This window comes from uncultured Serinicoccus sp. (genome assembly GCF_947500995.1).
Taxonomy (GTDB): Bacteria; Actinomycetota; Actinomycetes; order Actinomycetales; family Dermatophilaceae; genus Ornithinicoccus.
In genome coordinates this window covers 80,414-105,629 of the sequence record NZ_CANMUA010000004.1, presented here as the reverse complement: position 1 = coordinate 105,629, position 25,216 = coordinate 80,414, and the positions used below count along the sequence as shown (strand labels likewise).

At 70.9% G+C, this 25,216-nt stretch carries 16 protein-coding genes; 6 read left to right on the top strand and 10 right to left on the bottom strand.

The window, feature by feature from the left end:
- Nucleotides 1–12: 12 nt before the first annotated feature.
- The 3 genes from uvrC to uvrA are packed head-to-tail and all read right to left on the bottom strand — an operon-like array spanning nucleotide 13 to nucleotide 5,349.
- Complete coding sequence (uvrC, locus tag Q0967_RS07510) at nucleotides 13–1,926, bottom strand: excinuclease ABC subunit UvrC (RefSeq protein WP_298749532.1); 1,914 nt, start codon at nucleotides 1,924–1,926, stop codon at nucleotides 13–15.
- Complete coding sequence (locus Q0967_RS07505; protein ID WP_298749534.1) at nucleotides 1,919–2,401, bottom strand: Rieske (2Fe-2S) protein; 483 nt, start codon at nucleotides 2,399–2,401, stop codon at nucleotides 1,919–1,921. The genes uvrC and Q0967_RS07505 overlap by 8 nt, the downstream gene beginning before the upstream one ends.
- Nucleotides 2,398–5,349 (bottom strand): excinuclease ABC subunit UvrA, encoded by a 2,952-nt coding sequence (uvrA, locus tag Q0967_RS07500; protein WP_298749536.1) that lies wholly within the window; start codon nucleotides 5,347–5,349, stop codon nucleotides 2,398–2,400. Before uvrA ends, Q0967_RS07505 begins: the two co-directional genes overlap by 4 nt.
- A gap of 205 nt (nucleotides 5,350–5,554) precedes the next feature.
- Here uvrA and gltB point away from each other — a divergent pair, with 205 nt between their 5' ends.
- From gltB to Q0967_RS07480, 4 genes are read left to right on the top strand one after another with little or no spacing between them, the layout of a single operon-like run.
- Entirely contained in the window at nucleotides 5,555–10,141 is a 4,587-nt protein-coding gene (gene gltB, locus Q0967_RS07495) for a glutamate synthase large subunit (protein WP_298749538.1), read from the top strand.
- A complete protein-coding gene (locus tag Q0967_RS07490; RefSeq protein WP_298749540.1) occupies nucleotides 10,134–11,594 on the top strand; it encodes a glutamate synthase subunit beta in 1,461 nt (486 codons plus the stop codon). The genes gltB and Q0967_RS07490 overlap by 8 nt, the downstream gene beginning before the upstream one ends.
- 23 nt (nucleotides 11,595–11,617) lie before the next feature.
- A complete protein-coding gene (locus Q0967_RS07485) occupies nucleotides 11,618–12,304 on the top strand; it encodes an MBL fold metallo-hydrolase (RefSeq protein WP_298749542.1) in 687 nt (228 codons plus the stop codon).
- A complete protein-coding gene (locus Q0967_RS07480) occupies nucleotides 12,298–13,197 on the top strand; it encodes a DMT family transporter (protein WP_298749545.1) in 900 nt (299 codons plus the stop codon). The genes Q0967_RS07485 and Q0967_RS07480 overlap by 7 nt, the downstream gene beginning before the upstream one ends.
- Here the strand turns inward: Q0967_RS07480 and Q0967_RS07475 are convergent.
- The 4 genes from Q0967_RS07475 to rpsA form a co-directional block, all read right to left on the bottom strand.
- Complete coding sequence (locus Q0967_RS07475; protein WP_298749546.1) at nucleotides 13,161–14,207, bottom strand: TerC family protein; 1,047 nt, start codon at nucleotides 14,205–14,207, stop codon at nucleotides 13,161–13,163. The two genes, Q0967_RS07480 and Q0967_RS07475, sit on opposite strands and share 37 nt — an antisense overlap.
- An 85-nt stretch (nucleotides 14,208–14,292) precedes the next feature.
- Nucleotides 14,293–16,404, bottom strand: a complete 2,112-nt coding sequence (gene uvrB / locus Q0967_RS07470) for an excinuclease ABC subunit UvrB (RefSeq protein WP_298749548.1) — start codon at nucleotides 16,402–16,404, stop codon at nucleotides 14,293–14,295.
- Nucleotides 16,405–16,506: 102 nt separating this feature from the next.
- Nucleotides 16,507–18,297, bottom strand: a complete 1,791-nt coding sequence (locus tag Q0967_RS07465; RefSeq protein WP_299449559.1) for a BCCT family transporter — start codon at nucleotides 18,295–18,297, stop codon at nucleotides 16,507–16,509.
- A 153-nt stretch (nucleotides 18,298–18,450) separates the two neighbouring features.
- Nucleotides 18,451–19,914 carry a 30S ribosomal protein S1 gene (rpsA, locus tag Q0967_RS07460; RefSeq protein ID WP_298749553.1) on the bottom strand — a complete coding sequence of 488 codons (1,464 nt, stop codon included), beginning with the start codon at nucleotides 19,912–19,914 and terminating at the stop codon, nucleotides 18,451–18,453.
- A 171-nt stretch (nucleotides 19,915–20,085) separates the two neighbouring features.
- On the opposite strand from rpsA, the gene Q0967_RS07455 reads away from it, so the two are divergent.
- Nucleotides 20,086–20,955 (top strand): class I SAM-dependent methyltransferase, encoded by an 870-nt coding sequence (locus Q0967_RS07455; protein WP_298749555.1) that lies wholly within the window; start codon nucleotides 20,086–20,088, stop codon nucleotides 20,953–20,955.
- 106 nt (nucleotides 20,956–21,061) lie between these two features.
- Nucleotides 21,062–22,414, top strand: a complete 1,353-nt coding sequence (locus Q0967_RS07450; protein ID WP_298749557.1) for an ABC transporter substrate-binding protein — start codon at nucleotides 21,062–21,064, stop codon at nucleotides 22,412–22,414.
- A gap of 81 nt (nucleotides 22,415–22,495) precedes the next feature.
- Here Q0967_RS07450 and Q0967_RS07445 read toward each other — a convergent pair whose 3' ends face one another.
- The 3 genes from Q0967_RS07445 to Q0967_RS07435 form a co-directional block, all read right to left on the bottom strand.
- Nucleotides 22,496–23,212: an ABC transporter ATP-binding protein gene (locus tag Q0967_RS07445; protein WP_298749708.1), complete on the bottom strand. Its 717-nt coding sequence runs from the start codon at nucleotides 23,210–23,212 to the stop codon at nucleotides 22,496–22,498.
- 92 nt (nucleotides 23,213–23,304) lie between these two features.
- Nucleotides 23,305–24,234, bottom strand: a complete 930-nt coding sequence (locus Q0967_RS07440; RefSeq protein ID WP_298749559.1) for an ABC transporter ATP-binding protein — start codon at nucleotides 24,232–24,234, stop codon at nucleotides 23,305–23,307.
- Nucleotides 24,224–25,213, bottom strand: coding sequence for a branched-chain amino acid ABC transporter permease (locus Q0967_RS07435; protein WP_298749561.1), 990 nt, complete (start codon nucleotides 25,211–25,213; stop codon nucleotides 24,224–24,226). The genes Q0967_RS07440 and Q0967_RS07435 overlap by 11 nt, the downstream gene beginning before the upstream one ends.
- Nucleotides 25,214–25,216 lie beyond the last annotated feature (3 nt).

The window sequence follows — 25,216 nt, the reverse complement described above, 5'->3', positions numbered from 1 at the left end:
CACGGCGCCGGGTCACTCGAGCACCTCTCCCGTGCTCAGGTTAACCGCAGGCGCGGGCTGCTCGCCGGACAGCCGCTCGTGCACCACGGCGGCCAGGGCCGGCCCGACCCCCGGCACCTCCTGGAGCTGCTCCACCGTGGCGGTCCGCACCGCCTTGACCGAGCCGAGGTGACGGAGCAGGGCCTGCTGGCGCGCGGGGCCGAGACCGGGGATGCCGTCCAGGGCGCTCGTGGTCATGCTGCGGGAGCGTCGCTGCCGGTGGAAGGTGTTGGCGAAGCGGTGCGCCTCGTCCCGCACGCGCTGCAGGAGGTAGAGCGCCTCGCTGGTGCGGGGCAGCACCACCGGGTAGTCCTGGTCGGCGTTCCACACCTCCTCGAGCCGCTTGGCGAGCCCGATGACGGCCACGTCGGCGACGCCCACCTCGGCCAGGGCGCTCTGCGCGGCCCGGACCTGCGGACGTCCGCCGTCCACGACGACGAGGTTGGGGGGGTAGGCGAACCTCGCCGGCTTCCCCTCCTCGTCCGCTCCCGGGGTGGGGGCGTCGGCGAGGTGCCGGAAACGTCGGGTGAGCACCTCGTGCATGGCGGCCGTGTCGTCCCCCGTGCCCGACCGCACGATGAACCGGCGGTACTCCCCCTTGCGGGCGAGCCCGTCCTCGAAGACGACCATGGACCCCACCACGTCGCTGCCCTGGACGTGGCTGATGTCGAAGGACTCGATCCGCAGGGGCGCATCGTCCAGCTCGAGGACCTCCTGCAGCTCCTGCAGCGCCTGCGAGCGCAGCGTGAGGTCGCCGGACCGGGCCACCTTGTGCCGCGCCAGGGCCTGCTCGGCGTTGCGCGCGACCGTCTGCATGAGGGTGCGCTTGTCACCCCGCTGGGGCACCCGGACGCCCACCCGGGCGCCGCGCAGCCCGGTGAGCCACTGCTGCACCTCCTCGTGCCCTTCCGGCAGCATCGGGACCAGGACCTCCCGCGGCACGTCCTCGCCGCGCTCGGCGCCGTAGACCTGCTGCAGCAGGTGCTCGACCACCTCGGGGGTGGACTCGGCGCCCTTCTCGCTCACCCAGCCCCGCTGACCCCGGATCCGGCCGCCGCGGACGTGGAAGACCTGCACCGCCACCTCCAGCTCGTCCTCGGCGAGGGCGTAGACGTCCGCGTCGGTCGCGTCCGACAGCACGACCGCCGAGCGTTCGAGGGCCTTGCGCAGGGCCCCGAGGTCGTCCCGCAGCCGGGCCGCGGTCTCGAAGTCCAGGTCCGCCGACGCCTGGCGCATGCGGTCCTCGAGGTCCCGCACGAAGCGGGCGCTGTCGCCGGCCATGAAGGCGCAGAAGTCCTCGGCGATGGCGCGGTGCTCCTCCGGGTCGACGCGGCCGACGCAGGGGGCGGAGCACTTGTCGATGTAGCCCAGGAGGCAGGGGCGCCCGACCTGCTCCGCCCGGCGGAAGACCCCTGCCGAGCAGGTGCGGACCGGGAAGACGCGCAGGAGGGTGTCCATCGTCTCCCGGATCGCCCAGGCGTGGGTGTAGGGACCGAAGTAGCGGGTGCCCGGACGCTTCTTGCCGCGCATGACCTGGGCGCGAGGGATCTCCTCGCCCATGGTGACGGCGAGGTAGGGGTAGGACTTGTCGTCGCGGTACTTGACGTTGAACCGGGGGTCGAACTCCTTGATCCAGGAGTACTCCAGCTGCAGGGCCTCGACCTCGTTGCGGACGACCGTCCACTCCACGCTCGCGCCGGTGGTGACCATCTGCGCGGTCCGCGGGTGCAGGGCCCGGAGGTCCTGGAAGTAGGACGAGAGCCGGGGACGCAGCGACCGCGCCTTGCCGACGTAGATGACCCGGCCGTGCTGGTCCCGGAACCGGTAGACCCCGGGGTCCGTGGGGATCTCGCCGGGTCGGGGCCGGTAGCTGCGGGGGTCAGCCACTGATGACGACGTCGGCGCCGTCCACCGTGGCCGTCAGGGTGGCCAGCCCTTCCGTCGCGGGTCCCTGCACCACGGCACCGTCGGCCAGGGCGAAGGCGCTCCCGTGGCACGGGCACACGAGGGTGCCGTCCTCACCCGTGGTGGAGACCATGCACCCCTGGTGCGGGCACGTGGCGTCGTACGCCACGACCTCGCCCTCGGTGGGCTGCGCGACCACGACGTCGGCGTCCTCGAGGTAACGGCTGCCGCCGACCGGGACGTCCGCCAGCGGCACCCTGGTCCCGGCACCGGCCGTGTCCGAGCCGCCGGTGCCGGACCCGGCCGGCGCGTCCTCCTGGCCGCCCCCGCAGGCGGCCAGCGACCCGACGACCGCCAGCCCGCCCCCGGCGGCGAGCAACCGACGCCGGGCGGGTCCGGTCGCGCAGGCCGACGAGCAGCCGGCGCCCGGGTGGTGCTCCTGAGATGGCCGGGTCATGCGGTGGACCTCCGTTCCAGGCCGAGGACGGGTGCGAGGAAGCGTCCAGTATGGCTCGCGGCCACCCTGGCGACCTGCTCGGGTGTCCCCTCGGCCACCACCTTCCCGCCGCCCCGGCCACCCTCCGGCCCGAGGTCGACGACCCAGTCGGCCGACTTGATGACGTCGAGGTTGTGCTCGATGACGAGGACGGTGTTGCCCTTGTCGACCAGACCCTGCAGCACCCCGAGCAGGCGGCGGATGTCCTCGAAGTGCAGACCGGTGGTCGGCTCGTCCAGGACGTAGATGGTGCGACCCGTCGACCGCTTCTGCAGCTCGGCGGCCAGCTTGACCCGTTGCGCCTCTCCCCCGGACAGCGTCGTGGCGGGCTGTCCCAGGCGCACGTAGCCCAGACCCACCTCGACCAGGGTCGTGAGGTGGCGGGCCAGCACCGGCACCGCCGAGAAGAAGTCGGCGGCCTCCTCGATGGGCATCTCCAGCACGTCGGAGATCGTGCGCCCCTTGAAGTGCACCTCCAGGGTCTCGCGGTTGTAGCGCTTGCCCTGGCAGACCTCGCACGGCACGTAGACGTCGGGCAGGAAGTTCATCTCGATCTTCAGCGTGCCGTCGCCCGAGCACGCCTCGCAGCGGCCCCCCTTGACGTTGAACGAGAAGCGCCCCGGCTGGTAGCCGCGCACCTTGGCCTCGGTGGTCGTGGCGAAGAGCTTGCGGATGTGGTCGAACAGACCGGTGTAGGTGGCCGGGTTGCTGCGGGGGGTCCGCCCGATCGGGCTCTGGTCGACGTGGACGACCTTGTCGAGGTGGTCCAGGCCCTCCACCTTGCGGTGCCGGCCGGGCACGTGCCGTGCACCGTTGAGCTGGTTGGCGAGCACGCGGTAGAGGATGTCGTTGACGAGGGTCGACTTGCCCGACCCGCTGACCCCGGTTACGGCGACCATGTTGCCCAGCGGGAAGCCCACGTCGACCTGCTGGAGGTTGTGCTCGCGGGCACCGCGCACCACCACGCGTCGCCCGTCCTGCGGACGGCGGTCCGAGGGTGTCTCGATGGACTTGCGACCGGAGAGGTACTGGCCGGTCAAGGAGGTCGGGTGGTGGAGCAGCCCGTCCACGGACCCGCTGTGCACGACGTGACCGCCGTGCTCGCCGGCCCCCGGACCGATGTCGACCACCCAGTCCGCGACGGCGATGGTGTCCTCGTCGTGCTCGACCACGATGAGCGTGTTGCCGAGGTCGCGCAGACGCGTCAACGTCTCGATCAGCCGGTGGTTGTCCCGCTGGTGCAGCCCGATGCTCGGCTCGTCCAGGACGTAGAGCACCCCGACCAGGCCGGAGCCGATCTGGGTCGCCAGCCGGATGCGCTGGGCCTCGCCGCCCGAGAGGGTCCCGGCCGGGCGGTCGAGGGAGAGGTAGTCCAGACCCACGTCGAGCAGGAAGCCGAGCCGGGCGTCGATCTCCCGGCTGACCTGGCCCGCGATGGCCGCCTCGCGGGCGGTGTAGTCCACCGTGGAGAGGAAGTCCGCGCACTGGTCCAGCGGCATGGCGCAGACCTCGGCGATGCTGCGACCCCCGACGTGGATGGCCAGGATCTCCGGCTTGAGGCGGGCGCCCCGGCAGGTGGGGCAGGGGACCTCGCGCATGTAGCCCTCGTAGCGCTCCCGGCTGCTCTCCGACTCGGTCTCGGCGTGCTTGCGCTTGACGTAGGGCAGCACCCCCTCGAACCCGGTGGAGTAGCTCCGCTCCCGACCGAACCGGTTGCGGTAGCGCACGTGCACCTTGTGCTGGTAGCCCTCGAGGATGGCGTCGCGGGCCCGCCCCGGCAGCTCCTTCCAGGGCACGTCCATGCGGAAGCCCAGGTCGTCGGAGAGCCCGCCGAGGACGCGCAGGAAGTAGTCGCTCAGCCCGGAGGCCGTCGACCACGGCACCAGCGCACCGCCGAGGATGCTGAGGTCCTCGCGCACGACCAGCTCGGGGTCGACCTCCAGCTCGACCCCGATGCCGGTGCAGTCCGGACAGGCGCCGAAGGGGCTGTTGAAGGAGAAGGAGCGCGGCTCCACCTCGTCGATCGACAGCGGGTGGTCGTTGGGGCAGGCCATCCGCTCGGAGAACCGCCGCTCACGGGGCAGGGCCTCGCCGTCCTGGTCCAGCGGCGTCGGGCGGCTCCCGGCGTCGACGCCGTCCGCCGGGACGTCGACGAACTCGGCCACCATGATGCCGCCGGCCAGCGACAGCGCCGTCTCCACCGAGTCGGTGAGCCGGCGCGCGTAGGCCCGGTCGGGAGCGCCGGGCTCCGCACCGTCACCGGTCTTGCTGACCAGACGGTCGACGACGACGTCGATGCTGTGCTTCTTCTGCTTCTCCAGGGTCGGCGGATCGGTGAGGGTCACGAGCTCGCCGTCGACCCGGGCGCGGGCGAAGCCCTTGGACTGCAGCTCGGCGAACAGGTCGACGAACTCGCCCTTGCGCCCCCGGACCACCGGGGCCAGGAGCTGGTAGCGGACCCCCGTCGGCAGCTGCAGGAGGCGGTCCACCACCTGCTGGGGGGTCTGCCGCTCGACCGGCTCCCCGCATACCGGGCAGTGCGGCCGACCCACCCGCGCGAAGAGGAGCCGGAGGTAGTCGTAGACCTCGGTGATGGTGCCGACCGTGGACCGTGGGTTGCGGTTGGTCGACTTCTGGTCGATGGAGACCGCTGGTGAGAGCCCCTCGATGAAGTCCACGTCCGGCTTGTCCATCTGGCCGAGGAACATCCGGGCGTAGGCGGACAGGGACTCGACGTAGCGGCGCTGTCCCTCGGCGAAGATGGTGTCGAAGGCGAGCGAGGACTTGCCCGAGCCCGACAGCCCGGTGAACACCACGAGGGAGTCGCGCGGGATCTCGACCGAGACGTCGCGCAGGTTGTGCTCGCGCGCGCCCTGGACGACGAGGCGGTCGTGACGGGCGCGTGACACGGCGGGAGCGGGAGAGGAAGATGGCACCCCACCACTGTAGGTCCCGCTACCGACACACCTCTCCCTCGACGGCTTTTCCCCCAGGGCAATTGCATAGGTATGCTGAACCCTGCATGAAACCATCGCCGGGTCGTCGACGCCCCGCTCGTGTTCTCCTGGCCCGCCACTCCCGTGGCTGCGCCCCGTCCTGAAATCCGGTGATCCCATGACAGAGTCGATCGACCAGACCTCCTCTGCCCTGCGTCCCGTCCCGGGGGCTGCCCCCCAGGGTCTCTACGACGGCGCCCACGAGCACGACAGCTGCGGCGTCGCCTTCGTGGCCACCCTCGACGGGGTCCCCCGCCACGACATCGTCACCCAGGCGCTCACCGCCCTCCACAACCTGGACCACCGCGGTGCCGTCGGCAGCGAGGAGAACACCGGTGACGGCGCCGGCATCCTCACCCAGCTGCCGGACGCCTTCCTGCGCGAGGTGCTGCCCTTCGAGCTCCCCGAGCCCGGCCGGTACGCCGCGGGCATCGTGTTCCTGCCGGGGCAGGGGCAGACCGACGAGGTCGTGGCGCAGGTGGAGGAGATCGTCGAGACCTCCGGGCTGCGGGTGCTCGGCTGGCGCGAGGTCCCGGTCGACCCCGGCCTCATCGGTCCGACCGCGCTGTCGGTCATGCCGGTCATGCGCCAGCTCGTCGTCGCCGCCGGCGACGACGCCCCGCAGGAGTCCGGTCTGGAGCTGGAGCGCCGCGTCTGGCTGGCCCGCAAGCGCGTCGAGCGGCGCACGCCCGCCTACCCCGTGTCCCTCTCCACGCGGACCATGACCTACAAGGGCATGCTCACCACCGACCAGCTGCCGGCCTACTTCCCGGACCTCACCGACGAGCGCTTCACGAGCGCCCTGGCGGTCGTCCACTCGCGCTTCTCGACCAACACCTTCCCCTCCTGGCCGCTGGCCCACCCCTACCGGGTCATCGCCCACAACGGGGAGATCAACACCGTCAAGGGCAACCGCAACTGGATGAGGGCCCGCCAGTCCGAGCTGCGCAGCGAGCTCTTCCCCGGCGACCTGGCGGACGCGCTGCCGATCTGCACCCCGGACGCCAGCGACTCCGCGACCTTCGACGAGGTGCTGGAGCTGCTCAGCCTCGGCGGACGGTCCCTCCCCCACGCGGTCCTCATGATGATCCCGGAGTCCTGGGAGAACGACGAGACGATGGACCCCGACGTCCGCGCCTTCTACGAGTTCCACTCCATGCTCATGGAGCCGTGGGACGGTCCAGCCAACCTGGTGTTCACCGACGGTACCCAGGTCGGGGCCGTGCTCGACCGCAACGGGCTGCGCCCCTCCCGGTACTGGGTCACCGACGACGGCCTCGTCGTGCTCGGGTCCGAGTCGGGCCTGCTGCCGCTCCCGCCCGAGCGGGTGGTGCGCAAGGGCCGGGTCGCCCCCGGCCGGATGTTCCTCGTCGACCTCGAGCGCGGGGAGATCCTGGACGACACCGAGGTGAAGCGTGACCTGGCCGCCAGCCAGCCCTACCGCGAGTGGCTCGACGCGGAGCTGGTGCACATGGACTCCCTGCCCACGCAGGTCCACGTGCGCCACACCCACGCGTCCGTGACCCGGCGCCAGCAGATCTTCGGCTACACCGAGGAGGAGCTGCGCATCATCCTGGCCCCGATGGCGCAGGCCGGGGCCGAGCCGCTGGGCGCCATGGGGACCGACACCCCGATCGCGGTGCTGTCCGACCGGCCGCGGCTGCTCTTCGACTACTTCGTCGAGGCCTTCGCACAGGTGACCAACCCGCCGCTGGACGCGATCCGCGAGGAGATCGTCACCTCGCTCGAGGCGTCGAGCGGTCCCGAGCCCAACCTGCTCGACGAGACGCCGGCGCACGCGCGGCAGGTCGTCCTGCCGTTCCCGGTCATCGACAACGACCAGCTCGCCAAGCTGCGCCGCATCAACGCCGACGGAGAGCACCCCGGGCTCGCCGCCGTGGTCGTCCGCGGGCTCTACCGCGTCGACGGCGGTGCCGCGGCTCTCGAGCAGCGGCTGGAGGAGATCTGCGCCGAGGTCGACGAGGCCATCGCCGGCGGAGCCTTCTTCGTGGTGCTCTCGGATCGGCACGCCGACCGGGAGCGGGCGCCGATCCCCTCGCTGCTGCTCACCAGCGCGGTGCACCACCACCTCGTGCGCAACAACACCCGCACCCGGGTCGGGCTCCTCGTCGAGGCCGGGGACGTGCGCGAGACCCACCACGTGGCGCTGCTCGTGGCCTACGGCGCGGCGGCCGTCAACCCGTACCTGGCCATGGAGACGGTGGAGAACCTGTGCTCGGCCGGTCAGCTGCTGGACGGCCTCGACCCGGACGTCGCCATCCGGAACCTCATCAAGGCGCTGGGCAAGGGTGTCCTCAAGGTCATGTCCAAGATGGGGATCTCCACGATCGCCTCCTACCGCGGCGCCCAGACCTTCGAGGCCGTCGGCCTGTCGCAGGACGTCGTCACCCGGTGGTTCACCGGCACGACCAGCCAGATCGACGGGGTGGGTCTGGGGGTCATCGCCGAGGAGGTGGCGCGCCGCCACGCCGTGGCCTACCCCCTCTCCGGCATCCCGCCCTACCACCGGGCGCTCGACATCGGCGGTGAGTACCAGTGGCGCCGTGAGGGGCCCCCTCACCTCTTCAGCCCGGAGGCGGTCTTCCGGCTGCAGCACGCCACCCGCGAGGGTCGGTACGACGTCTTCACCCGCTACACCGACCTCGTCGACGAGCAGTCCGCGAGCCTCATGACCCTGCGGGGGCTGTTCCGGCTGCAGCCGGACCGGGACCCGATCGACATCGAGGAGGTCGAGCCGGTCAGCGCCATCGTCCGGCGCTTCGCCACGGGCGCCATGAGCTACGGCTCGATCTCCCAGGAGGCGCACGAGACGCTGGCCGTCGCCATGAACCGGCTGGGCGGCAAGTCCAACACCGGTGAGGGCGGCGAGGACGTGGAGCGGCTGCTGGACCCGGAGCGTCGATCGGCGATCAAGCAGGTGGCCTCGGGCCGCTTCGGCGTCACCTCGCCGTACCTCGTGCACGCCGACGACATCCAGATCAAGATGGCGCAGGGCGCAAAGCCGGGAGAGGGCGGCCAGCTGCCCCCGGGCAAGGTCTACCCCTGGGTGGCGAGCACCCGGCACTCCACCCCTGGGGTGGGCCTCATCTCACCGCCCCCGCACCACGACATCTACTCCATCGAGGACATCAAGCAGCTCATCCACGACCTCAAGAACGCCAACCCCCGTGCGCGCATCCACGTCAAGCTGGTGAGCCAGATCGGCGTCGGGACCGTCGCCGCCGGCGTGTCCAAGGCCAAGTCCGACGTCGTGCTCATCTCTGGGCACGACGGGGGCACCGGTGCCAGCCCGCTCACCTCGCTCAAGCACGCCGGGACGCCCTGGGAGCTCGGGCTCGCGGAGACCCAGCAGACGCTGCTGCTCAACGGGCTGCGCGACCGGATCGTCGTGCAGTGCGACGGCCAGCTCAAGACGGGTCGCGACGTCCTCGTCGCCGCCCTCCTGGGTGCGGAGGAGTACGGCTTCGCCACCGCTCCCCTCGTGGTCTCCGGCTGCATCATGATGCGGGTCTGCCACCTCGACACCTGCCCCGTGGGCATCGCCACGCAGAACCCCGAGCTGCGCGAGCGCTACACCGGCAAGGCCGAGTTCGTGGTCACCTTCTTCGAGTTCATCGCCCAGCAGGTGCGTGAGCTGCTCGCGAGCCTGGGGTACCGCTCGATGGACGAGGTGATCGGACGCTCCGACCTCCTGGACACCTCCCGAGCCGTCGAGCACTGGAAGGCCGACGGGCTGGACCTCTCCCCCGTCCTGCACCTGACCGACCTGCCCGAGGGCGCCTCCCGGCACTGCACCACGACGCAGGAGCACGGTCTGGAGGCGGCGCTGGACAACCGGCTCGTGGAGCTGGCTGCCCCCGCCCTCGAGGACGGCACCCCCGTGGTGGGCTCGTTCCCGATCACGAACGTCAACCGCACGGTGGGCACCCTCCTGGGCCACCACGTCACGGTCGCCGCCGGCCCGGACGGGCTGCCGGACGGCACCATCGACCTCACGCTCACCGGGTCGGCCGGGCAGTCCCTCGGGGCCTTCCTGCCCCGCGGGATCACCCTGCGCCTCGTCGGTGACGCCAACGACTTCGTCGGCAAGGGGCTCTCCGGAGGTCGGATCGTGGTCCGGCCCGAGGAGGGGTCGGCCTTCGTCGCCACCGACCAGGTCGTCGCGGGCAACGTCATCTGCTACGGAGCGACGTCCGGGCAGGTCAACCTGCGCGGTGTCGTGGGCGAACGGTTCTGCGTCCGCAACTCCGGGGCCACCGCGGTCGTCGAGGGGGTGGGCGACCACGCCCTGGAGTACATGACCGGTGGGCTGGCGCTCGTCCTGGGCCGGACCGGCCGCAACCTCGGTGCGGGGATGTCGGGCGGCACCGGCGTGGTCCTGGACCTGGACCGCGGCACGCTCAACCCGCTGGCCGTCGCGAACGGCGACCTGCTCCTCGCCCCCCTGGCCGAGACCGAGCACGTCGACCACGTGCGTGCGCTGCTCGAGGAGCACACCGAGCTCACCGGCAGCACGGTCGCCCGTGCGTTGCTCGACGACCCCGACTGGGCTCTCCGGCTCACCGTCGTCACCCCGCGCCAGTACGCCAGCGTGCTGCGCATCCGTCGGGAGGCGGAGGAACGCGGCGACGACCCCAACGGCCCCCACGCTTGGCAGCTCATCCTGGAGGACTCCCATGGCTGACCCCAAAGGCTTCCTGACCCACCGAGAGCGGGAGAACCGGCCCTCGCGCCCGGTCCCCGTGCGGATCATGGACTGGGAGGAGGTGCACGGCGAGCAGGAGACCTCCGTCCTGCAACGGCAGGCCAGCCGGTGCATGGACTGCGGCATCCCCTTCTGCCACACGGGGTGCCCGCTCGGCAACCTCATCCCGGAGTGGAACGACCAGACCCGCCGGGCCAACTTCGCCGAGGCCATCGAGCGCCTGCACGCCACCAACAACTTCCCGGAGTTCACCGGCCGGCTGTGCCCCGCACCGTGCGAGACCGCCTGCGTGCTGGGCATCAACCAACCGCCGGTGACCATCAAGCAGATCGAGGTCTCGATCATCGACCGGGCGTTCTCCAACGGCCGCGTCACGCCCCAGGAGCCGGAGTGGCTCAGCGGCAAGACCGTCGCCGTCGTCGGGTCCGGTCCGGCCGGGCTGGCGGCCGCGCAGCAGCTCGGTCGGGCCGGGCACACGGTCGTCGTCTACGAGCGCTCCGACGCGGTCGGCGGACTGCTGCGCTACGGCATACCGGAGTTCAAGATGGAGAAGTCCGTCCTGGACCGTCGCCTCGTCCAGCTGCGCGCCGAGGGCATCCGGTTCGTCACCGGCGTCACGATCGGTGGCGAGGGGCCGGACGACGAGTCGCTGGACCAGCTCCGTGAGCGCTTCGACGCCGTGGTCCTCGCGACCGGGTCGACGGTGCCCCGGATGCTGCAGGTGCCGGGAGCCGAGCTGGACGGCGTCCACCCGGCCATGGACTTCCTCGTGCCCGCCAACAAGGAGGCGCTGGGCGGCCCGCGCGGGATCGACGCCAGCGGCAAGCACGTCGTCATCATCGGTGGGGGCGACACCGGCGCCGACTGCCTCGGGACCGCGCACCGGCACGGGGCGGCGTCGGTCCTGCAGCTGGAGATCATGCCGACACCCCCGCAGGAGCGGCCCGAGAACCAGCCCTGGCCCACCTACCCCATGCTCTACAAGGTGAGCGAGGCGCACGAGGAGGGCGGCGACCGCACGTACGGCGCGTCCACCGTCGAGGTCCTCGGTGACGACGAGGGCCGGGTGCGCGGTCTGGTCATGGTCGACGGCGCGTTCGCCGACGGGCGGTTCGTGCCGACCGAGGGCAGCGAGCGGGAGATCCCGGCCGAGCTCGTGCTGCTCGCGATGGGCTTCGTCGGCCCGGACGACCAGGCGGCACCCGAGGAGGTGCTGCCCCGGTCCGCGCGCAACACCTACGAGCGTGACGACGCCTTCGCGACCCCGCTGCCGGGGGTCTTCGCGGCCGGTGACTGCGGTCGTGGGCAGTCGCTCATCGTGTGGGCCATCGCCGAGGGCCGCGCCTGTGCGGCCACGGTCGACCGCTACCTCTCCGGGACCACCACGCTGCCGTCCCCGATCAAGGCCACGGACCGGCCGATGGCCGTGTGAGCCGTCCCGCCTAGACTCGCCGCGTGAAGCCCGAAGACCTGCACGGACACGTCACCCCCGGCGGCGCGAGCTGGATCTACGACCTCGGCTCGGTCGTGGTGCGCAAGTGCAGCGTGAGCGAGATGGACAACAACGTCTACCTCATCACCTGCACCGCCACCGGCGAGCGTCTGCTGGTGGATGCCGCCGACGACGCCGACCGGATCGGGCGCCTGCTCGAGGAGGACGGCAGACGAGAGGGCCACGAGCTGGGGCAGGTCCTGACCACGCACCGGCACTGGGACCACCACCGGGCGCTCCAGGAGGTCGTCCGGCGCACCGGAGCGGCGACCCTGGCCGGAGCGGTCGACGCCGACGACCTGCCGGTGCCGGTCGACCACCGTCTCCGGGACGGGGACACCCTGCGCGTCGGCCACCTGGTCCTGGACGTCGTGCACCTGCGCGGGCACACCCCCGGCTCGGTGGCGCTCGCGCTGAGCACCGCGGCGGACCGCACCACGACCCTGCTCTTCACCGGGGACAGCCTCTTCCCCGGAGGGCCGGGCAGGACCACCTCGACGCACGACTTCGCCGTCCTCATGGACGACCTCGAGGCCCGCATCTTCGCGGTCTTCGACGACGACGCCCTCGTCCTGCCGGGCCACGGGGACAACACGACGCTGGGCGCCGAGCGCGGCTCGTTGCCGCAGTGGCGCGAACGCGGGTGGTGACCCTCCCCGGTCGTCCTCTGGCCGGGCACCCGGTCGCCCTCGTCCTCCTCGCGGTCGTCTCCGTCCAGTTCGGCGGCGCGCTGGCCGCCACGCTGCTGCCGGTCGTGGGGGTCGTCGGCTCGGTGGCGCTGCGCCTCGTCCTGGCGACCGCCATCCTGTGGCTGTTCGTGCGGCCCCGGGTCCGCGGACGCAGCGCCGCCGACTGGTCGGTCGTCGGGCTCTTCGCCGTGGCGCTCACCACCATGAACCTCGCGTTCTACGGCTCGCTGGCCAGGCTCCCGATCGGGGTGGCGGTGACCATCGAGTTCCTGGGGCCGCTGGCTCTGGCGGCCGTGCTCTCGCGCCGGGCGCGCGACGGCGCAGCCGTGGTGGCGGCCCTCGTCGGCGTGACCCTCATCTCAGGGGCCCTGACCACCCCCTGGGCCGAGCTGGACGTCGTGGGCATCCTGCTGGCCGCGTCGGCCGGCGCCTGCTGGGCCGCCTACATCGTCCTGAGCCGTCGCACCGGCGCGCGGTTCGAGGGGCTCGACGGGATCGCCATCTGCATGGCGCTCGGCGCGGTGGTCATGCTGCCCGTCGGCCTGTTCACGGCAGGGACGCAGCTGTGGTCCGCAGACGTCCTCCTCCGCGGGCTCGGGATCGCCCTGCTCTCCTCCGCCGTGCCCTACAGCCTGGAGCTGCTGGCGCTGCGCCGACTGCGCTCGGGCACCTTCGGCGTCCTGCTCAGCCTGGAGCCGGCCGCAGCCGCCCTGGCGGGTCTGCTCGTGCTCGGCCAGGTGCTGTCCCCGTCCCAGCTGGTCGGCATGGTCCTCGTGGTGGCGGCGAGCGTCTTCGTGCTCGGTCGGCCGGTCCGGGGTCACCGGTCGTCGCGGGCCTCCGGCGAGCTCACCTGAGGCTGGTCCTCGGGCTCGGTGGCACCCCGGGCGGCGTCCCGACGTGACTTCGTCAGGCTGGCCAGGGCGGTGACGCCGAGGATGACGACGATGGCGGTGAGCGAGAGCCAGATCGGCACCTCCGGCACCCCGAAGTGCTCACCGCCGTTGAGGAACGGCAGCTCGTTCTCGTGCATCGCGTGCAGGATGAGCTTCACCCCGATGAACGCCAGCAGCACCGACAGCCCCAGGCCGAGGTAGACCAGCCGCGTGAGCAGGTCCCCGAGCAGGAAGTAGAGCTGACGCAGACCCATCAGGGCGAAGACGTTGGCCATGAGCACGAGGTACGGCTCCTGGGTCAGCCCGAAGATCGCCGGGATGGAGTCCAGGGCGAAGAGGAGGTCGGTGGTCCCCAGGGCGAGGACGACGACGGCCATGGGCGTGAGGACCCGCTTGCCGCTCTCGACCACCCGCAGCCTGGTCCCGCCGTCCCAGGACTGGGTGACCGGGAAGCGCCTCTCCACCCAGCGCAGCAGGGCGTTCTCCTGGAAGTCGTCCTCCTGCTCGTCGTGGCCGAGGTTCTCCGTGGCGAGCCGGAACGCGGTGTAGATGAGGAACGCACCGAAGACGTAGAACACCCAGGACCAGCGTTCGATGGCAGCGGCGCCGACGAGGATGAAGACCGCCCGCATGGCGAGTGCCATGACGATCCCGACCATGAGGGCGAACTGCTGGTACTTCCGCGGGACACCGAACTTGGCCATGATGATGAGGAAGATGAACAGGTTGTCGATGGACAACGAGTACTCCATCAGCCACCCTGCGTAGAACTCCGCCGCGAGCTGACCCCCCGACACCACGAGGACCCCCAGGCCGAAGAGCACGGCCAGGCCGACGTAGATCGACAGGGCGACGCCGACCTCCCGGCGCGAGGGCTCGTGGGGGCGCCTTCCCAGGACCAGGAGGTCGAAGGCGAAGACGACCCCGATGACGAGCAACGTGGTCAGCCACACCCAGGCGGGCACGTTCATGGGTTTACGACCTTCTCAGAGGGAGCGGACGGGTGGCAGCTCGACGGGCTGCCCGGGAGTCCAGGGACGGGGTGATGATCGCACGTCAGCCGGTGGCCTCGCGCATCTGACGCAGCTCCTTCTTGAGGTCGCCGATCTCGTCCCGCAGCCGGGCCGCCAGCTCGAAGTGCAGATCGGTAGCGGCCTGGTGCATCTGCTCGGTGAGCTCGTGGATGAGGTCGGCCAGCTCGGTCGCCGGCAGCTGCTCCCCGGCCCGGCGCTCCACCGCGCCGGTGCCGACGACGGACGCGGCCGCCCGTCCCCGACCGCCGCTCTTGCCGCGGGACTGGCTGCGCCCGCTGCCCATGAGCGTCTCGGTGTCGGCGTCCTCGCGCTCGAGCATGTCGGTGATGTCGGCGATCCGCTTGCGCAGCGGGGTCGGGTCGATGCCCTGCGCGGCGTTGTAGGCGAGCTGCTTGTCCCGGCGCCGGTTGGTCTCCTCGATGGCCTGCTCCATCGAGGGGGTGATGGTGTCGGCATACATGTGCACCTGGCCGGAGACGTTGCGGGCCGCGCGGCCGATCGTCTGGATGAGCGACCGGGCGGAGCGCAGGAAGCCCTCCTTGTCGGCGTCCAGGATGCTCACCAGGGACACCTCGGGCAGGTCGAGTCCCTCCCGGAGCAGGTTGATGCCCACCAGCACGTCGTACTCGCCGAGCCGCAGCTCGCGCAGCAGCTCGACCCGGCGCAGGGTGTCCACCTCGGAGTGCAGGTAGCGCACCCGGACACCCTTGTCGAGCAGGTAGTCGGTGAGGTCCTCGGCCATCTTCTTGGTCAGGGTGGTGACCAGCACCCGCTCGTCCCGTGCCGTGCGCTCCCCGACCTCGTGCAGCAGGTCGTCGATCTGGCCCTTGGTGGGCTTGAGGACGACCTGCGGGTCGACGAGCCCGGTCGGGCGGATGATCTGCTCGACGTAGCCCTCGCTCTTGGCCATCTCGTAGTCGCCTGGGGTGGCCGACAGGTAGACGGTCTGGCCGATCCGCTCCAGGAACTCCTCCCACTTCAGCGGGCGGTTGTCCATGGCGCTGGGCAGCCGGAACCCGTGGTCGACCAGGGTGCGCTTGCGGGACATGTCGCCCTCGTACATCGCACCGATCTGCGGGACGGTGACGTGGGACTCGTCCAGGACGAGGAGGAAGTCCTCGGGGAAGTAGTCGAGCAGGCAGTTCGGGGCCGACCCCGAGGACCGTCCGTCGATGTGCCGGGAGTAGTTCTCGATGCCGGAGCACGACCCCACCTGGCGCATCATCTCGATGTCGTAGGTGGTCCGCATCCGCAGCCGCTGCGCCTCCAGCAGCTTGCCCTGCTTCTCGAAGGTCTCCAGCTGGGCGGCGAGCTCGGCCTCGATGCTGCCGATCGCCCGCTCCATCCGCTCGGGCCCGGCGACGTAGTGGGAGGCCGGGAAGACGTACATCTCCTGCTCCTCCCGCACCACCTCCCCGGTCAGCGGGTTGAGGGTGTAGAGGCGGTCGATCTCGTCCCCGAAGAACTCGATCCGCACCGCCAGCTCCTCGTACTGGGGGATGATCTCGACGGTGTCCCCGCGCACCCGGAACGTCCCCCGGGAGAAGGCCATGTCGTTGCGGGTGTACTGCATGGTGACGAACCGGCGCAGCAGCTCGTCGCGTTCGACCGTCTCCCCCACCCGGAGACGCTCCATGCGGTCGACGTACTCCTGCGGCGTGCCGAGGCCGTAGATGCAGGACACCGACGCGACGACGACGACGTCCCGGCGGGTGAGCAGGGAGTTGGTGGCCGAGTGGCGCAGCCGCTCCACCTCGTCGTTGATGGAGGAGTCCTTCTCGATGTAGGTGTCCGTCTGCGGGACGTAGGCCTCGGGCTGGTAGTAGTCGTAGTAGCTGACGAAGTACTCCACCGCGTTGTGCGGCAGCAGCTCCTTGAACTCGTTGGCCAGCTGCGCGGCGAGCGTCTTGTTCGGCGCCATGACCAGCGTCGGGCGTTGCACCTGCTCGATCATCCACGCGGTCGTCGCCGACTTCCCGGTGCCGGTGGCGCCCAGCAGGACGATGTCCTCCTCCCCCGCCTGCACCCTGCCCGCCAGCTCCGCGATCGCCTTGGGCTGGTCCCCGCTGGGGCTGAACTCGGAGACGACGCGGAACGGGTTGACCGTGCGCTGGAGGTCGGTGGTCGGACGCATGGCTCTACGGTATCCCTCCCCACCGACAAGGGTGGCCCGGTCGGTCGACCGGGCCACCCAGGTGCAGGTCGAGGCCCCGGAGGGTCCTCGCCGAGGTCGGACCTAGCCGTTGTCGGCGTCCGTGTGCGCATCCTTCCTGCGCCGCCCGGACCTCTTGGTCATGGTCTGGTTGCGGGACAGGGCGTAGTCGATGCGGTCGTCGACCTTGGGACCGAAGACGTCGTCGAAGTTCTCGTGGATCTCCCCGGTCAGCTCCCGGGTACGCAGCCGCAGCTCCGCCCGGGTGATCTTGCGGTGCTCCGTGGCCAGCGCCTTGTAGAGGGAGATGGAGATGAGCACCATGACGACGGCGAACGGGAAGCCGGTCGCCACCGAGCCCGCCTGGAGGGCGCTCAGCCCCGCCGAACCACCGGCGAGCAGCAGCCCGATGGCCACCAGCCCCTCCAGCCCGGCCCACAGGACGCGGCTCCACGTGGGCGGGTCCGGGTGACCGCCGGAGGCCAGCATGTCCACGACGAGCGAGCCGGAGTCGGAGGAGGTGACGAAGAAGATGACGACCAGGATGATCGCGATCCCGGAGAGCACCGTGCCGAAGGGCAGCGTGGCGAGGGTGTCGAAGAGCGCCACCTCGGCCGTGACGCCGTCCTCGCCCACGAGATCCCCGACCTCGATCTGCCGCATGATGGCGGTACCGCCCATGACGGTGAACCAGACGAAGCTGGCCATCGTCGGCACGAGCAGGGCCCCGGCGACGAACTCGCGGACCGTCCGGCCGCGGGAGATGCGGGCGATGAAGACCCCGACGAAGGGTGCCCAGGAGATCCACCAGCCCCAGTAGAAGATGGTCCACCCGCTGGCCCAGCTGATCCCCTCCTCACCGCTGAAGGCGAAGCCCTCGAAGGTGATCGGGACGATGCTGGCGGCGTAGGCACCCAGGGACTGCACGAAGTCGCGCGCCAGGAACAGGGTGGGGCCCAGCAGGAGGACGGCCAGCAGGAAGATCCCGGCCAGCACGAGGTTGGCGTTGGACAGGTACCTGATGCCCTTGCCGACCCCGCTCACCACGGAGATGATGGCGACCAGCGTGATCGCGACGATGAGGACGACCAGCAGGGTGTTGTTGCTCTCCTCGACGATGCCGAGCTCGCTCAGCCCGGTGGCGACCTGCGTGACGCCGAGGCCCAACGAGGTCGCGACCCCGAAGACGGTGCCGACGATCGCCAGGACGTCCACGACGTCGCCCAGGGTCCCCTTCACCCGGTCCCCGAACAGGGGCTCGAGCGCCCAGCGGATCGAGACCGGGCGTCCCCTGCGGTGGATCGCGTAGGCCAGGGCCAGACCGATGATGACGTAGACCGACCAGGGGTGGAACCCCCAGTGCATGAAGGTCTGGGCCATGGCGCGCTCGGCCAGGTCGGCGTTCGAGGCGTCGGGGGACACCCCCGGCGGAGGTGAGGTGAAGAACGTGAGGGGCTCGGCGACCCCGTAGAAGACCAGCCCGATGCCCATCCCGGCGGCGAAGAGCATGGCGAACCACGACATGAGCCCGAACTCGGCCTCCTCCCCGTCCCGGCCCAGCGTGATGTCGCCGAACCGGCTGAAGGCCAGGAACAGGGCGAACACCACGAAGCAGGCGATCGCGAGGGTGTAGAACCAGCCGAAGTTGCTGACGATCCCGCTCTGGATGCTGTTCCAGAGGGTGCCGGCGGTGTCGGTGAAGACCGCGGAGAACACCGCGACGAGCGCCACCAGCGCCAACGCCGGCCAGAAGACCCTCGGGGCCACCCCCCCGGGGCCCAGCTTCACCCCGTGGCGCAGCAGCTGCTGCTCCACGGACGAGGTCTCAGGACCGGCCGGTGAGGCCTGGTCCGTGCGTGCTGCATTGTCGTCCATGATCTCCGGTTTCGTTGACGTCGGACTGGTGTCGTGTCAGTGCGCGATCTCGGCCGTGGCACCGTATCATCCGCCTCCCGACGGCCGGGGGCAGACAGCGACGGTCCGCCCTGCCGTTCGGCAGGGCGGACCGTCGACCTGGGGACCGAGGGGTCAGTTCCCGGTGAGCTTCTCCCGCAGCGCGGCCAGCGCCTCGTCGGAGGCGAGGGTGCCCGCACCGTCGTCGGAGCCGGCGGTGTTGTCCGAGGAGTACGACGTGGACGCCGGGGCGACCTCGACCCCGGCCGAGGAGTCGGCCTCGGACGCGGCCTCGACCTGCGCCTTGTGGGCCTCCCAGCGGGCGTGGGCGTCGGCGTACTCCTTCTCCCACTTCTCCCGCTGCTCCTCGTGCCCCTCGAGCCACTCGTTGGTCTCGGGGTCGAAGCCCTCGGGGTACTTGTAGTTGCCCTGGTCGTCGTACTCGGCAGCCATGCCGTACAGCGTCGGGTCGAACTCGTTGGCGACCGCGTCGTTGGCCTGCTTGAGCGACAGCGAGATGCGGCGGCGCTCCAGGTCGATGTCGATGACCTTGACGAACACCTCGGCGCCGACGGTGACGATCTGCTCGGGCAGCTCGACGTGGCGCTCGGCCAGCTCGGAGATGTGGACCAGGCCCTCGATGCCGTCCTCGACGCGCACGAAGGCGCCGAAGGGCACCAGCTTGGTGACCTTGCCGGGCACGACCTGACCGATGGCGTGCGTGCGGGCGAAGGTCTGCCACGGGTCCTCGAGGGTCGCCTTCAGCGAGAGGGAGACCCGCTCGCGGTCCATGTCGACGTCCAGCACCTCGACGGTGACCTCGTCACCGACCTCGACGACCTCGCCCGGGTGGTCGATGTGCTTCCAGGACAGCTCGGAGACGTGCACGAGGCCGTCCACACCGCCACCGAGGTCGACGAAGGCACCGAAGTTGACGATGCTGCTGACGACCCCGGAGCGGACCTGGCCCTTGGCCAGCTCCTTGAGGAAGGTGGTGCGGACCTCGGACTGGGTCTGCTCCAGCCAGGCGCGGCGGGACAGGACCACGTTGTTGCGGTTCTTGTCCAGCTCGATGATCTTGGCCTCGATCTCCTTGCCGACGTAGGGCTGGAGGTCGCGGACACGGCGCATCTCGACGAGAGAGGCGGGCAGGAAGCCGCGCAGACCGATGTCGAGGATGAGGCCGCCCTTGACGACCTCGATGACGGTGCCGGTGACGACGCCGTCCTCCTCCTTGATCTGCTCGATCGAGCCCCAGGCGCGCTCGTACTGCGCACGCTTCTTGGACAGGATCAGGCGACCTTCCTTGTCCTCCTTCTGGAGGACCAGGGCCTCGACCTCGTCACCGACGGTGACGACCTCGGAGGGGTCGACGTCGTGCTTGATGGCGAGCTCACGGGAGGGGATGACACCCTCCGTCTTGTAGCCGATGTCGAGCAGGACCTCGTCGCGGTCGACCTTGACGATCACTCCTTCGACGATGTCGCCGTCGTTGAAGTTCTTGATCGTGGCGTCGATGGCCGCGAGCAGTTCCTCCGTAGAGCCGATGTCGTTGACGGCGATCTGGGAGGTGGCCTTCTCGGCCGTGGTGGCAGTCATGTAGTAGGGGCTCCGATTGTGGACACGATGTATGGATGGGTGTGCAGGCCCGCCGCGCCTCCGCCGCGGGGCCGGGGGCTGCTGGAGCTCCGGGGCACCACGAGGACGCATGACGAACCCTGACAGCCTATCGGCGCACCTCAGGCAGGTCAAAGCGCGCATCATGGGGTCATGGACCACCCCGGCCCCCCGACCTCACCCGACCGCGCCCTGCGACGGCGGGCCACCCACGAGGAGTCCGCCCGGGCGGGTCGCGCCTGGTGGGACTCCGAGGCCGGACGCTACTACGAGGAGCACGGGGCCGACCTGGGGGACGCCGAGCTCACCTGGGGCCCCGAGGGCTGGACGGAACGCCAGCTGGGCCTCCTGGGCGACCTGCAGGGGCAGGACGTCCTGGAGGTCGGGGCGGGTGCGGCCCAGGGCGGGCGCTGGTGCGCCGCCCAGGGGGCCAGGGTGGTGAGCACCGACCTCAGCGCCGGCATGCTGCAGGTCGGGCGAGGGATCGACGGCAGGTCAGCGGGTCCGGCACCCCGGGCGTACGCCCAGTGCGACGGCGCCCACCTGCCCTTCGCCGACGCGTGCGTGGACCTCGTGGTCACCGCCCACGGGGTGCTCGCCTTCGTGCCGGCCGCGGACGCGGTCCTGCGGGAGTGGGCGCGGGTCGTCCGGCCCGGGGGGCGGGTGGTCTTCTCGCTCCCCCACCCCTTCCGGTGGGTCTTCCCCGACCTCCCGGGCGCCGAGGGTCTCGTGGCCCGGTACCCCTACGTCACCGACGAGGCCTACGTCGAGGAGACCGAGGACGGGACGGCGACCTACACCGAGCACCACCGCACCGTGGGCGACCTGGTCCGTGCGGTGCACGGCGCCGGCCTCGTCCTCGCGGACCTCGTCGAACCCGGATGGCCCCCGGGGCTGACGCGCGAGTGGGGCGGGTGGGGACCGGTCCGCGGGCGGATCCTGCCCGGGACCGCCATCCTCGTGGCCCACCGACCAGGTGCCGACGTCCCCGGCGTGCCCTCCATCGGCCCGGACCGTGCCTGACCAGGTCACGTTTTGGTGACGATGGGCACGTCGGTGGGTGGCGCGTCCTAGGGTGAGATCCCGTGGACGGGGCAACGATGCCCCCCGAACACCAGAGAGGTGACACATGCGTGTGAAGACGCACCTGAGGAGCGTGGCCGCCCTGTCGGCGCTGGCCCTGCTCGCAGCCTGCGGTGGCGACACCGCCGACGAGACCGCCACCGACGAGAGCGCTGCGGAGGACACCGCCGCCGAGGAGGACGAGGGAGACGGATCCTCCGACGACTCGATGGAGACCGAGGAGGAGGTCGCCGGGGGCGACGGGAACACCTCGGACACCTTCACCTTCGGCTACGTGCTCCCCGAGACCGGCCAGCTGGCCTTCCTCGGCCCGCCCCAGATCGAGGCCCTGGGTCTCGCGATCGAGGACATCAACGCAGCGGGTGGCGTGCTCGGCCAGGAGGTGCCGGCTCCTGTGGCCGGTGACGAGGCGGGGCAGGAGGCTGCCGCGCAGCAGGCGGCGGACCGCATCCTCGCCGAGCAGCCCAGCGCCATCGTCGGCGCCGCCGCGTCCGGCATGTCCCTCGCCATCATCGACCGGGTCACCGGGGCCAACGTCATGCAGTGCTCCGGCTCCAACACCGCCCCGACGTTCACCGACTACGAGGACGACGGGCTCTACATCCGCACCGCTCCCTCGGACGCGCTGCAGGGACCGGTGCTCGCCAACACCATCGTCAACGACGGCTACAGCAACGTCGCGATCGTCGCCCGGGCGGACGACTACGGCTCTGGCCTGGCCGAGGCCACCGCGACCGCGCTGGAGAACGCCGGCGCGACCGTGGCGCTCAACGAGACCTACGACCCGTTGGCCCGTGAGTTCAACGCGGTGGTGTCCTCGGTGGAGGCGGCGCAGCCGGATGCCGTGGTGGTCATCGCGTTCGAGGAGGGCGGTCAGATCCTCCAGGGGATGTTCGAGGCCGGCCTCACGCCGGACGCCGTCGGCGTCTACGGTGCCGACGGTCTGCGCTCCGCCGACCTCGGCAGCATCGTCAACGAGTCCGACCCGAGCGTCATCGCCGGGATGAAGGGCACGGCACCGGCCTCGGCCGACAACCCCGACTTCATCTCACGGCTGCAGGAGTTCGCCCCCGACCTGGAGGAGACCCAGTTCGCGCCGCAGGTCTACGACTGCGCCGTCACCATGGCGCTGGCTGCCGTGGCGGCCGACTCCGTCAACGCCGCCGACTTCAAGGCCGAGGTCAACGGGGTGACGAGCGAGGGCACCGAGTGCACCTCCTACGAGGAGTGCCTGGGCCTGCTGGAGGACGGCGAGGACATCGACTACAACGGTGCCAGCGGTCCGCTGGACTTCACCGACGCCGGTGAGCCTGGGACGGCCACCATCGAGGTCTACGAGTTCGACGACGCGGGTGAGCTGCAGTCGGTCGAGACGGTCGAGGCCAACCCGGCCGAGTGAGCACCGTGGTGGCCGGGTGCGCGCACCCGGCCACCACCGGCCCGCGTGGACGCCCCGCACCCGGGGCGTGCGTCGTCGGGGTCAGCCGTCCACGCGCGCCAGGGTGCCGAGGTAGAGCTCGATGACCTTCGGGTCGCGGGCCAGCTCGGCACCGGTCCCCGTGTAGGCGTCCTGGCCCTGGTCGAGCACGTAGGCGCGGTCGGAGATGTCCAGGCACTGCCGGGCGTTCTGCTCCACCATGAGGACCGACACCCCTGCCTCGTTGATGCGTGCGACGGCCTCGAACACCGAGTCCTGCATCAGCGGGGACAACCCGGCGGACGGCTCGTCGAGGAACAGGACGTGCGGGCCGGTCATGAGGGCCCGGCCCATCGCCACCACCTGTCGCTCACCGCCGGAGAGCGACCCGGCCCGCTGGGCCCGGCGGTCGGCGAGCAGCGGGTACAGGTCGCTCACCTCCCGGAAGCGCTCGGCATACTCCTTGGGCCGCAGGTAGAGACCCATCTGCAGGTTCTCCTCCACGGTGAGGGAGGGGAAGACGTTGTTGTTCTGCGGCACGTAGCCCAGGCCGTCGGCGACCAGCTTGTGAGTCGACCGACCGGTGATGTCCGTGCCCTGCAGCATGACCTGGCCGGAGCGGATCGGGACGAGCCCGAACATCGCCTTGATGAGGGTGGACTTGCCGGCCCCGTTGGGGCCGATGATGCCCACGAGCTCCCCGGTCCGGACCTCGACGGTGCACCCGCGCAGGATGTCGACGTCGGGGATGTACCCGGCGACGAGCTGCTCGGTCCACAGGACCCGCTCCGGACGCGGTGCGTCCGCGTCGGCGTCCGCACGACGCTCCTCACCCGCGTCCCCCGGAGGGAGCTCCGGTCGCACGTCCTCGCTCACGTCTGGTCCTCCTGGAGGGAGCGGTGGGTGCCGAGGTAGGCGTCGATGACCGCGGTGTCTCTGCGGATGTCGTCCGGCCGACCCTCGGCGATGACCTTGCCCTGGGCGAAGCAGACCACCCAGTCGCTGATGGACATGATGACGTCCATGTCGTGCTCGACGAGGACGATGGTCATCCCCTCGTCCCGCAAGGCCTCGATGTGACCCAGCAGCGACTGGGTGAGGGCGGGGTTGACCCCGGCCATGGGCTCGTCGAGCAGGATCATGTCCGGCTGCACCATGAGGGCCCGCGCCATCTCGAGGAGCTTGCGCTGCCCCCCGGACATGGTCCCGGCGAACTCGTCCCGCATGTGGGCGAGGTTGAACCGTGCCAGCAGCTCCTCGGCCCGGTGCCGGATCCCTGCCTCCTGCGCGGCCCAGGTCGGGCGCAGCAGCGAGGTCAGCAGACGCTCGCCGCGCTGCCCCGTGGCTCCCAGCATGAGGTTCTCCAGGCTGGTCAGGCGGGTCAGGGCCTTCGTCAGCTGGAAGGTCCGCACCATCCCCTGCCGCGCGATGCGGAACGACGGGGCACCGCTGATGTCCTTGCCGTCGAAGGACCACCGGCCCGAGTTCGGCCGGTCGAAGCCGGTGGTGAGGTTGAAGAAGGTGGACTTGCCGGCACCGTTGGGACCGATGAGCGCGGTGATGGTGCCGCGCTGGATCTCCAGGTGCTCCACCTCGACCGCCCGGACACCGCCGAAGTGCCGGGACATGTCGTCCGCCACGAGGATCGCGTCCGGCTTCGCGACGCCCGGGACGTTGGCGACCCCCGCCAGCGCCGCGGCCGCGCGCCGGGCCCCCACGGAGGGGGTGTCCTCGCGCTCCTGCTCCTGCTCGTGGACGGACTCGCGCTGGGCGAGGAGGTCCTCGTGGCGGTCATCGGACATCGAGACGCAGCTCCTTCTGGTTGCCGATGAGCCCCGCGGGCCGGAACACCATGAGGAGCATGAGCCCTAGACCGACCGCGGCGAAGCGCACCGCGCCGATGTCGCTGGGGGCGAGCAGGAAGCCGGGGATCCAGCCGGCCGACATGGCGCCCCGGAGGAAGGCGTCGAGGAAGGTGAGCAGGAACCAGAAGACGATGGAGCCCAGGATCGGTCCCAGGACCCGGCTCGCCCCTCCCAGGATCATGATGGTCCACAGGTAGAACGTGATGATCGGGATGAAGGCGTCGGGTGTGATGGCCTGGCTGTTGATCGCCAGCAGCGACCCCGCCAGCGCCCCGAGGACGCCGCCGAGGACGAGGGCCTGCATCTTGTAGGCGAAGACGTTCTTGCCCAGGCTGCGGGCGGCGTCCTCGTCCTCCCGGACCGCGCGCAGCACGCGGCCCCACGGGCTGTGGACGAGCAGCCAGACCAGGCCGGCCGCGAGGAAGGTGATGCCCCAGGCCACGGTCATCAACCACAGGGCCCGCTCGTTGAAGCGCAGCGGCCCCAGCTCCAGCGGAGCCGTGTAGGGGTTGACGGCGTAGAACTCGCCGGCGAACTGCACGAGCCCGAAGACGCCGCCGGTGACGGGCTCGGCGAAGGAGGAGCGGTAGAGGTAGCGCAGCACCTCGGCGGCGGCGATCGTGGCGATCGCCAGGTAGTCGCCCCGCAGCCGCAGCGTGGGGATCCCGAGGATGAGCGCCAGGACGACCGCGCAGGCCATACCGACGAGCACCCCAGCCCACAGCGGCGCATCGAAGGACAGCACCGAGATGGCCGTGCCGTAGGCGCCGACGAGCATGAAGCCCACCTGGCCGAAGTTCAGCAGTCCGGTGTAGCCGAAGTGGATGTTGAGCCCGATCGCGGCCAGGGCGTAGATCGCGGCCTCGGGGCCGAGCGCGCCGCGGACCGCGACGGAGAGCACTGCCAGGACGTCCATCGT

Coding starts and splice junctions, on each gene's coding strand:
- Q0967_RS07505 (WP_298749534.1), bottom strand. CDS start 2,401: ATGACCCGGCCATCTCAGGAGCACCACCCGGGCGCCGGCTGCTCGTCG.
- Q0967_RS07450 (WP_298749557.1), top strand. CDS start 21,062: ATGCGTGTGAAGACGCACCTGAGGAGCGTGGCCGCCCTGTCGGCGCTG.
- Q0967_RS07455 (WP_298749555.1), top strand. CDS start 20,086: ATGGACCACCCCGGCCCCCCGACCTCACCCGACCGCGCCCTGCGACGG.
- Q0967_RS07465 (WP_299449559.1), bottom strand. CDS start 18,297: ATGGACGACAATGCAGCACGCACGGACCAGGCCTCACCGGCCGGTCCT.
- Q0967_RS07490 (WP_298749540.1), top strand. CDS start 10,134: ATGGCTGACCCCAAAGGCTTCCTGACCCACCGAGAGCGGGAGAACCGG.
- Q0967_RS07435 (WP_298749561.1), bottom strand. CDS start 25,213: ATGGACGTCCTGGCAGTGCTCTCCGTCGCGGTCCGCGGCGCGCTCGGC.
- rpsA (WP_298749553.1), bottom strand. CDS start 19,914: ATGACTGCCACCACGGCCGAGAAGGCCACCTCCCAGATCGCCGTCAAC.
- Q0967_RS07440 (WP_298749559.1), bottom strand. CDS start 24,234: ATGTCCGATGACCGCCACGAGGACCTCCTCGCCCAGCGCGAGTCCGTC.
- uvrB (WP_298749548.1), bottom strand. CDS start 16,404: ATGCGTCCGACCACCGACCTCCAGCGCACGGTCAACCCGTTCCGCGTC.
- Q0967_RS07475 (WP_298749546.1), bottom strand. CDS start 14,207: ATGAACGTGCCCGCCTGGGTGTGGCTGACCACGTTGCTCGTCATCGGG.
- gltB (WP_298749538.1), top strand. CDS start 5,555: ATGACAGAGTCGATCGACCAGACCTCCTCTGCCCTGCGTCCCGTCCCG.